We start from the raw sequence: 6,486 nt of genomic DNA, 5'->3' as shown, positions 1-6,486 counted from the left end.
CCGCGGTCCCGGCCGCACCGCCGCCCGCCGTGCCGGAACCGCCCGCCGTGCCGGAACCGCTCGCGGACGCGCCCGCCGCGCGGCCGGGGGGAGCGTCGTGATCAGGGTCCTGCTGGCCGACGACCACCTGCTGATCAGGGAGGCGCTGGTCCTGCTCCTGGAGACCGAGGACGGCATCGAGGTCGTCGCCGACGTCGGCCGCGGCGACGAGGCGGTCGAGCGGGCCCTGCGCCTCGCCCCGGACGTGGCGGTGCTCGACATCGACATGCCCGGGCTGGACGGCCTCGCCGCCGCCGAGCGGCTGGCCCGGGAGCTGCCCGGCTGCCGGCTGGTGATCGTGACCGCGCACGGCCGGCCCGGCAACCTGCGGCGGGCGATGGCCGCGGGCGTGCGCGGGTTCCTCGGCAAGGACGCGCCCGGCGCCCGGCTCGCGGAGGTCATCCGGCAGGTCGCGGACGGCGCCCGCTACATCGACCCGCAGCTCGCCGCGGACGCGCTGGCCGCCGAGGAGTGCCCGCTCACCCCGCGCGAGCTCGACACGCTCCGCGCCGCCGCCGACGGCGCGCCCGTCGCCCGCATCGCGCGCGGCCTCGGGCTGTCGGAGGGCACCGTCCGCAACTACCTGTCGGCCGCCGTCACCAAGCTCGGCACCGACAACCGCCACGCCGCCGTCCGCGCCGCCCGCGACCGCGGCTGGCTGTGAGGAGGGCGGCTCTGACCCGGCACGCACCCGCCCGGCCGATCATCGGCGGGCAGGTCATCGGCGGGCAGGTCATCGGCGGGCAGGTCAGCGGCGGACTGATCATCGGCGGGCCAGGACCAGGGCGCCCCGTTTGGTGATCGGCAGGGGCGTGCGGAGGTGCTCGGACGCCTTCGCGGCGTGCTCGCGAGGCATCCGCCGGGCGATCAGGTAGTCGCGGACGGCGGCTGGGTCGGGCAGAGTGAGCAGCGGCGCGTCCCACCGCTCCACCTCGACCTCGCCGAACACGTCGCACACCTTCGAGGGCGCGTCCTCGGCGTCGAACGGGGTCGGCTCGGGCTGCCAGACCGGGGCCAGCTCCGGGCTGTCGTCGCGGCAGGTCGCCGAGACGAGCAGCAGCCCGCCGGGGACGAGCACGCGGCGCGCCTCGCGGAGCGCGACCCGGGGGTCGGCCAGGTGGCAGAGCATGTTCACCGCGACGACGGCGCCGAACGACGCGTCCCGGAAGGGCAGGCGGGCCGCGTCGCCCCGGACCGCCGGCCCCGGATGGGCGCGGAGCATGGTGGCGGACGCGTCCAGCCCCACGAGCCGGAACGGCGGCGGATCGGGGAGCGCGCCGTTCAGCGCGCCCTCGCCGCAGCCGATGTCCAGGACGCGCGGGAAGCCCGCGTGCAGCAGCTTCGCGGCGACGTGGTCGTGCAGGCTCCGCGCCCCGATGAGGTAGCTGCGCGTGATCCGCGAGGCGAGGCGGAAGCGCTCCGGGTCGGCGTCGTAGTCGGGCGTCACGGCCATGCCTGGAGTCTGCCCAGCGAGCCGCCGGGGAAGCGTTGCCGAGGACGCGCTCGCCACGCCGCCCGCGGCGCCGCCGGATCGGCCGGTCAGGCGGTCGTGCCGCCGTCGACGACCAGGTCGTGGCCGACGACGAAGGCCGACTCGTCCGAGGCCAGCCACAGCACCGCCTCGGCGACCTCGGCCGGGTCGCTCGCCCGCCCGGCGGGGACGGTCGCCCGGAGCCGCGCGTCGCGGTCGGCGCGGCTCTCGCCGGGCCGGAACGACATGGGGGTGTCGCTGGCGCCGGGACTGACCGCGTTGATCCGGACGCCGTCGGCGATGTACTCGCGGGCGGCGGTGCGGGTGAGGGCGCTGACCCCCGCCTTGGACGCGGCGTAGGCGCTGAGGCCGGGGCGGCGGCCGTGCGCGCCGATGTTGGACGCGGCGTTGACGATGGCACCGCCGCCGTTCGCCCGCATGTGGGCGATCTCGTGCTTCATCGAGAGGAACACGCCGGTCAGGTTGACGGCGAGGACGTCGGTCCAGACGCCGTCGGCGAGGTCGGCGACGGGGGCGGGCGCGCCGAAGATCCCGGCGTTGTTGAACGCGACGTGCAGGCCGCCGTGCCGTTCGGCGGCCGCGGCGACCATGCGGGCGGCGCCGGCCGGGTCGGTCACGTCGGCGGTCACCCGGTCGGCGCCCCCGCCGGAGGCGCGCACGCCGGCGTCGGCCTCGATCTCCTCGGCGGCTCCGGCCAGCGCCTCGGGACCGCGCCCGGCGAGGACCACGGTGGCGCCCTCGCGGGCGAAGGCGAGCGCGGTGGCGCGGGCGATGGTCCCGGCGCCGCCGGTGACGAGGACGACCCTGCCTGCGAAACGTGCGCCTGCGAAACGTGCGCCTGCGAAACGTGCGCCTGCGAAACGTGCGGTCATCGCGGTACCCCTGATTCTAGATCGATCATTCTTGAATTAAGGCCGAAGAAATCCCGCCCCATCGGGCGGGATGAGCGTTACGGCCCTTCGAGCAGGGCCAGTGCCTGGTGGGCCGCGTCCTGAAGGCGCCCGTCGTCCGCGGGCGCCCGGCCGAGTACGCGCATGCCCTGGAACAGGACGAGCAGGAACCGCGCCAGCATCCGCGGGTCCCGGTCGGCGGGCAGCTCGCGCTGGGCCCGCGCGCGGGTGAGCGCCGAGGTCAGGGCGGCCTCCAGGAAGCTCCAACTGGCCTCGACCAGGCGGGCGGCCTCGGCGTCCCGCGGGCCGAGCTCGACCGCGGTGTTCACGACCATGCAGCCGAGGCGCGGCCGGTCCCGGGCCGACTCCGCGGCGAAGCGCTCGACCAGCGCGCGCACGGCGGGCAGGACGGGACCGGGCTGCGACAGCGACTCCATGATCACCGAATCGGTCGTCCGGAGGTAGCGGTCCAGCGCCTTCAGGTACAGGTCGCGCTTGCCGCCGAACGTCCCGTAGATGCTGGCGCGGGCGACGCCGAGCCTGGTGACCAGGTCGGCCATGGAGGTGGCCTCATAGCCGCGCTCCCAGAACAGCTCCAGGGCGTCCTGGAGCGCCGCGTCCGGGTCGAACTCCTTGGTCCGGGCCATGGAGCGACCTTAGAGCGGTCCAGAACGATCGGTCAAATATCCGCGGTCGAGGCCGGTGGACGCGCCGGAAGGGCCGGGCGGTCGAGGTCCAGCGCGTCCAGCACCGCTCCGTCCGGAGCGAGGGCCTCCACGACGGGGCCCCGGCGGGCGGACCAGACGACGACCACGTGGCCGTGGGCGGGGACGTCCAGCAGCCGCTTGCCGACCCGGATCCGCGCGACCTCCGAGGAGGCCCGCAGGCGCGCCTCGTTCACCCACTTGGCGCCCCAGGGCAGGAGCCGGTTCGCGTTGCGGACCGTCCGGCCGGACCCGTACTTCTGGAGGTGGCGGCCCATCTCGCCGGACGAGCGGCGCGCGAGCGGTTCGGCGGGCGCGGCGCCGCCCGCGCCGCCGAGCTCCATCCACTCGCCGTCGCGGCGGTGGAACGTCCACCCCTCGATGAACGGGAAGGTGCCGGGGGTGCCGTCCCCCCACTGGTGGAGGAAGGTGACAACCGCGACATCGCCGTCACGGTCGAGGCTCAGCGGAAGGAAGTCCCTGCCCTCGGTGAAGGCGTCGGGCGCGGGGTCGGGCAGGCCGTCCCGCAGGAGCCGCAGGCATTCCGCGTGCACCTCTTGGTCGTTCATTTTCCGGGACCTCTGATCGTGCCAGGTGATCGTGCAGGCAGGACGAAGGGCCCTCTCGCAAGAGGGCCCCGCCGCTGACTTCACTCTAGAGGTCCGGCTCGTCTGGTTTCACCCGTCTGGCGCACTCCCGTCGATGCTTTGCCATGTGGCCTTCACCTGCGCGTCGGCCGGTGGCTCAGCGCTCCCCGCGCGGTGGCCGAGTCCGGTCTGGGGGAAATGTCCGCAGCGCGAGGCAGGCGCACAGGGCGGCCAGCGGCACTTCCGCCCCGACGGCCAGTGCCAGCGCGACCGCCCGCTCCGCCCCAGGCGCGGCGGTCATCACGTCGAACCACGCGTCGGCCAGGAGGAGCGCGCCGGTGGCGGCCGCGAGCGGCCCTTGGCGCGGGTCCTGCCGCGTGACCAGGACCCCGGTCGCGAGGAACCCGGCCGCGAGCATCACGTCCAGCCCGACCCATGCCGCCGACCAGTTCGAGACCTGGGCGGTGGACGGGAGGGTGCTCGCCAGCACGCAGATCCAGGGCACCAGCGCGACGCCGCCTCCGATGAGCCCCCACCCGACCCACCGCCCGCGTCCCGTCCGGTGGCCGGTGATCGGGCGGGCCATGCGGCGGGCGGCGGTCGGGCGGGCCATGCGGCGATGGGGGCGGGCACGGCGGGTTCCAGGACCGGCGGGACGGGAACCGAGCGGGGCAGTGGCGGCGACCATGCGACGACTCCTGATCAATGGCGTGGTTCGGATGCTGCGGTGCAGACACCCGCTCACCGGGTGCCACTTCCAGCGTCGCGGCCACCGGAGTCGCTTTCAGTAGCGCCCCTATCCGACTTGGGGTGGCACTAGGTTCACCTTCCAGGCGGAAGCCCGCTTCATGGTCATCCGGTCGTCCGGGGCCCTACGGTGGCGCCATGGCATCCGTCTCCCCGGCTCGGCGCGCGCTCGCGCATGCCCCGTGGTCGGCGGCGGCGTGGCGCGACACCGCGTTCGTGGCCTCGGGAGTGCCCCTCCAGGTCGCCGCCTGGGCGATCCTCACTGTGCCGTGGATGGTGTGGGTTCCCACGCGGGTAACGCCGGTGCTCGTCCTGACGTCGGCCTCGGCCGTGCTGGTGCTCCTGGCGCTGCGGCCGCTGACGTCCTGGCAGCGGGAGCGCTGCTGGGCGATGCTCGGCCTGGACGTCCCGCGCATGCCGGCCTTCGACGACGGGCGCCCGTGGGACGCGCTGCGCGACCTCCGCTCGCCGGAGCTGTGGCGGGTCCTGCGGTATCACCTGGTGGTGGGGCCGCTCATCGCGCTCGGCGGCATCGCGGTGATCGCGGCGTGGGCGGCGGGCCTGGCCTGCGCGGCGTCCGCGACGTTCGTCTGGGCGCTGCCGCCCTCCAGCGCGCTGAACAGCAAGCCGGCCGCGGTCCTCACGGGCGCGGGCGTGCTGCTGGTGATCGCCGCGCCGTGGGCGGCGGCCGCGGTGCGCCGCGGCGACGCCCGCGCCGCGGCGGCCCTCCTCGGCCCCGACCGGGCCAGGGAGCTGGAACGGCGCGTCGAGGACCTCGCCGAGAAGCGGGCCAGCGTGGTGGACGCCGCCGACCTGGAGCGCCGCCGCATCGAGCGCGACCTGCACGACGGCGCGCAGCAGCGGCTGGTGTCGCTGGCCCTCAACCTCGGTTTGGCCCGCGAGACGCTGACCGGGGTCCCGGACGCGGCCATGCGGGTGATCGTCGAGGCGCACGAGGAGGCCAAAGAGGCGCTCGCCGAGCTGCGCGGCCTGATCCGCGGCCTGCACCCGGCGGTCCTGGAGGACCGGGGCCTCGACGCCGCGCTGTCCGGTGTCGCCGCCCGGGTGCCGCTGCCCGTCCGGCTGCGGGTCGAGGTGGAGCCGCGCGCCTCGTCCACCGTCGAGGCCGTCGCCTACTTCGTCGTCTCCGAGGCCCTCACGAACGTCGTCCGGCACGCCCGAGCGAGCGCCGTCGACATCGTCGTGACGCGGCGCGGGGACGTGCTGCATGTGGTCGTCACCGACGACGGCAGGGGCGGCGCCGACCCGGCCGGCGGGACGGGCCTGACGGGGCTCGCCCGCCGGGTGCTGTCCGTGGACGGCGCCTTCCGGATCACCAGCCCCGCCGGGGGCCCGACGACCGTCACCGTGGAGCTGCCGTGCGCGTTGTGATCGCGGAGGACTCGGTCCTGCTGCGGGCCGGGCTGACCAAGCTGCTGGAGACCTCGGGGTTCGAGGTGGCGGCGGCGGCCGGGGACGCGGAGGAGCTGCTCGCCGCCGTCCGGGAGCACCGGCCCGACGCGGCGATCGTGGACGTGCGGATGCCGCCGGGCTTCACCGACGAGGGCGTCCGCGCCGCGCTGGTCATGCGGCGCGAGGCGCCGGACGTCGCGGTGCTGCTGCTGTCGCAGTACGTGGAGGAGCGGTACGCCGCCGACCTGCTGTCGAGCAGCACCAGCGGCATCGGCTACCTGCTCAAGGACCGGGTCGCGGACGTGTCGGCGTTCCTGGACGCGCTGCGCCGGGTCATCGCGGGCGGCACCGCCCTGGACCCGGAGGTCGTCGCGCAGCTCCTGCTGCGCCGCGGCAGCGACCCGCTCGGCCGCCTCACGCCGCGCGAGCGCGAGGTGCTGTCGCTGATGGCGGAGGGGCGGTCCAACGCGGGCATCGCGGCGGCGCTGGTGGTGAGCGAGAGCGCCGTGGCCAAGCACATCAACAACATCTTCGCCAAGCTCGACCTCCCGCACGCGGAGGGCGACCACCGCCGCGTCTTGGCCGTCCTCCGGTTCCTGGACGGCGGCACGTGA

Annotated in this window: 8 protein-coding genes; 3 read left to right on the top strand and 5 right to left on the bottom strand. The window is 75.5% G+C overall.

Features of this window, described 5'->3' with window-relative positions; all coding sequences use genetic code 11:
- Positions 1–97: 97 nt before the first annotated feature.
- The gene (locus tag E1300_RS28320; protein ID WP_131760135.1) at positions 98–703 is read left to right on the top strand and encodes a response regulator transcription factor; all 606 of its coding nucleotides are present in this window, start codon (positions 98–100) and stop codon (positions 701–703) included.
- 99 nt (positions 704–802) lie between these two features.
- On the opposite strand, the gene E1300_RS28315 is transcribed toward E1300_RS28320, so the two are convergent.
- The 5 genes from E1300_RS28315 to E1300_RS28295 form a co-directional block, all read right to left on the bottom strand.
- A complete protein-coding gene (locus E1300_RS28315; RefSeq protein WP_131760134.1) occupies positions 803–1,492 on the bottom strand; it encodes a class I SAM-dependent methyltransferase in 690 nt (229 codons plus the stop codon).
- An 86-nt stretch (positions 1,493–1,578) separates the two neighbouring features.
- Positions 1,579–2,403 carry an SDR family NAD(P)-dependent oxidoreductase gene (locus tag E1300_RS28310; protein WP_131760133.1) on the bottom strand — a complete coding sequence of 275 codons (825 nt, stop codon included), beginning with the start codon at positions 2,401–2,403 and terminating at the stop codon, positions 1,579–1,581.
- A 77-nt stretch (positions 2,404–2,480) separates the two neighbouring features.
- Positions 2,481–3,068, bottom strand: a complete 588-nt coding sequence (locus tag E1300_RS28305) for a TetR/AcrR family transcriptional regulator (protein ID WP_131760132.1) — start codon at positions 3,066–3,068, stop codon at positions 2,481–2,483.
- Positions 3,069–3,100: 32 nt separating this feature from the next.
- Complete coding sequence (locus tag E1300_RS28300; RefSeq protein WP_242619443.1) at positions 3,101–3,694, bottom strand: hypothetical protein; 594 nt, start codon at positions 3,692–3,694, stop codon at positions 3,101–3,103.
- Between the two features lie 175 nt (positions 3,695–3,869).
- A complete protein-coding gene (locus tag E1300_RS28295; protein ID WP_242619442.1) occupies positions 3,870–4,325 on the bottom strand; it encodes a hypothetical protein in 456 nt (151 codons plus the stop codon).
- A gap of 272 nt (positions 4,326–4,597) precedes the next feature.
- Here E1300_RS28295 and E1300_RS28290 point away from each other — a divergent pair, with 272 nt between their 5' ends.
- Both E1300_RS28290 and E1300_RS28285 read left to right on the top strand, forming a co-directional pair.
- Positions 4,598–5,851: a sensor histidine kinase gene (locus E1300_RS28290; protein WP_131760131.1), complete on the top strand. Its 1,254-nt coding sequence runs from the start codon at positions 4,598–4,600 to the stop codon at positions 5,849–5,851.
- Entirely contained in the window at positions 5,839–6,486 is a 648-nt protein-coding gene (locus E1300_RS28285) for a response regulator transcription factor (RefSeq protein WP_131760130.1), read from the top strand. The genes E1300_RS28290 and E1300_RS28285 overlap by 13 nt, the downstream gene beginning before the upstream one ends.

It is taken from the genome of Actinomadura fibrosa (assembly GCF_900659615.1).
Lineage (GTDB): Bacteria > Actinomycetota > Actinomycetes > Streptosporangiales > Streptosporangiaceae > Spirillospora > Spirillospora fibrosa.
The sequence above is the reverse complement of the archived record's forward strand: the minus strand, read 5'-3'. Positions and strand labels throughout refer to the sequence as shown.